The sequence below is a fragment of the Pedobacter sp. 10L46_2 genome (assembly GCF_056395165.1).
On record NZ_JBFTIZ010000421.1, the window covers coordinates 1 to 2,753 of the forward strand.

The window sequence follows — 2,753 nt, forward strand, 5'->3', positions numbered from 1 at the left end:
AAAGATTTACTGCATACTTATACCCAGGATCATTTTTAATGGCATCAAGAGAAGGATTAGAAGCCATAAATGCCTTTAATTTCTCTGGCTTAATAAAATTACTATTCTCCCAAAGGTAATCTGCATACTTTTGGAAAGTAGCTTCCGAATTTCCTGCCCAGTATTTCTCAGCAATTTCGCTAAAGAACTTAGGCTGTGATTTTACGGGAACATCATTATAAAAAGACGCAAGAATTTGTGCAAAAATCTTCCTGTCTGCAATTTCATTATATGTTTCCTGATAAGTTCCAATAGCTTTATCAACACCTCCCTTTACCTGAGTTGCAAAAGCATCATCACCTTTCTTTTGATCCATTGCATTCCATGCTCTGCCAATTGAAATGGCATTTGGAACCCATGCAGATGCTAAGAAACCCTCATTAATGTAAGTACGTTGAACAGATATCGGATCAATACTTTTATAGATCTGATCATACTGCTCCATTAAACCGGCAAATTCAGTTTTCTGAGCAGCCCATTCAGTAAATGCCTTTTCCTCTTTTCTTTTAGATTCAGAAACTTTTAAGCGCTTTAACTGCTCAGTCTGGCCGATATAATATTTCCAATAATTTGCAATATTGGCATATTTAGATGACAACTTTAAGCGTGTTTCAACACTTTTATCCATTTCTGCTTTCCATGCTTTCAAACGAATATCACGAAGCTTAACGATGGTAGGACTTACTTTTTCAGTAGCCAGATCAACTCCATAAGAAGTTAAGTACCTATCTGTACGACCAGGATATCCATAAACAATTGAAAAATCACCATTCTTTACCCCTTTAATAGATACCGGCAAGAATTTCTTTGGTTTAAAAGGAACATTTTCTGCTGAATATTTTGCAGGAGCATTATTTTTAGCAGCATATACTCTGAAAACAGAAAAGTCTCCTGTTTGGCGAGGCCATTCCCAATTGTCAGTATCACCACCATATTTACCAATATTTTGTGGCGGTGCACCTACTAAACGGACATCATCAAAACGTTCATAAACAAAAAGGATGAACTGATTAGATTTATAAAAATCCTTTACATTAGCTTCTATTGTTGGGCCAGTAACAGCCGCTTTTGAAATGGTATTAAATACCTCAAGCATTTTAGCAGCTTTCTCTGCTCCTTTTAAGCCTTTTGTTGCTTCGTTAACCTGAGGGGTTACATCTTCCATCCTTTGAAGAAAACGGACAAACAAACCATCAATTGGTTTCTCTTCACCATAGTTTTTGGCGTAAAACCCGTTATCAAGGATATTGTTTTGAGCGGTTGAATTCGATGCAATGGCATCATAACCACAGTGGTGATTAGTAAAGATCAAACCTTTATCAGATACGATCTCACCTGTACAGAAACCACCAAAATGAACAATGGCGTCCTTTAAACTCGATCCATTTGCATTATACAGGTCTTTTGCAGTCAATTTAAAGCCCTGTTTTTTCATTTGCTCATAGTTTTTACCTATCAGCATAGGGATCCACATCCCTTCATCTGCTTTTACTGTGTTTACAAAGGAAAATACCATTGCACACAACAGCAGATATACTGTTTTCTTCATGATGAAATAATTAGTTAGTTATGCTGTAAAGTTAATGAATAACTGGGTTAATCTATAAAGAAAAAACCCGCTGAGTAAGTTTTAGCCGTTCCGCTAATCAATACCCTATCCCCTGCATTTATACATTGAAGCTTCCCTATTCTGTCTGACAACTGCAGGGCACTCATCTCTGTTTTCGCCAATTTTTCTGCCCAATAAGGAATTAATGAACAATGCGCTGATCCGGTAACCGGATCTTCAAATATACTTGCCTGAGGAACGAAGAAACGGGATACAAAGTCTACCTTATCACCTTTTGCGGTTATAATAATACCACCTGGCTCAAGATTTATTTGATTCAGAATCTCTCTGTCGGGCACCAAATCTCTAATGTCTTGCTCATTATCATAAACCAGCATGTAGTCTCTTGACTTAAGTACTTCTTTGGGTTGTTTATTTAAGGATTTAGAAATGATTTCGGGCAACACTGCCGGCTCGGGCTTTCTTGATGGGAAATTTAAAGTGTACTGCTCATCAACTATCTTAACCTCTAATGGTCCGCTTTTAGAATTAAAGATAATCTTGTCGTTCGGATAATTTAGTAGCGTTTTTAAAACATGGGCAGTAGCCAGAGTTGCATGACCACACAAATCCATCTCATGCTCTGGGGTAAACCACCTTAAACTGAAAGCCTCTCCCTCTGGCACAAAAAAGGCAGTTTCAGGAACGGCATTTTCATTAGTAATCTTTAAAAGGAGGCTATCTGGTAGCCACGACTCAAGAGGAACCACACATGCAGGATTACCACCAAAAAGCTGGTCAGTAAATGCATCGATCTGATAAAGTTCTATTTTTTTCATCTTCTATGTTTAGATTTACAATTTAATTTCGAACAGGTTAAGGCTCCCACCCCTGTAGTGAACCGGCAGTTCCTCTTCAAACCCTATTAGTGTAACTCCCTTATCAGCAAAGCCACATTTAAAATAATAATTATTCAACTTGTCGTTACCACTGGTAGTATCCATTCTTATAAATTCCTTACCGGTCTCTTTTGCATGACCTTTGGCCCATTCTATAATTTGCTTCACAAAAGAACTACCCCTAAAAGCCGGATTGGTTGCAATGCGATGAATGTAAATAGATGGATCTGCATTTCTTTCTTTCCAGATTAGCGGGTCATCATAAT

At 37.6% G+C, this 2,753-nt stretch carries 3 protein-coding genes; all 3 read right to left on the bottom strand.

Features of this window, described 5'->3' with window-relative positions; all coding sequences use genetic code 11:
- Positions 1-1,588, bottom strand: a 1,588-nt coding sequence (locus tag AC1DDX_RS26105) for a S46 family peptidase (RefSeq protein ID WP_477622889.1), incomplete at its 3' end; no start/stop codon positions are given.
- Positions 1,589-1,635: 47 nt separating this feature from the next.
- A complete protein-coding gene (locus AC1DDX_RS26110) occupies positions 1,636-2,427 on the bottom strand; it encodes a PhzF family phenazine biosynthesis protein (protein ID WP_288882288.1) in 792 nt (263 codons plus the stop codon).
- 15 nt (positions 2,428-2,442) lie between these two features.
- A partial coding sequence (locus AC1DDX_RS26115) for a GNAT family N-acetyltransferase (RefSeq protein ID WP_477622890.1) occupies positions 2,443-2,753 on the bottom strand: 311 nt, incomplete at its 5' end.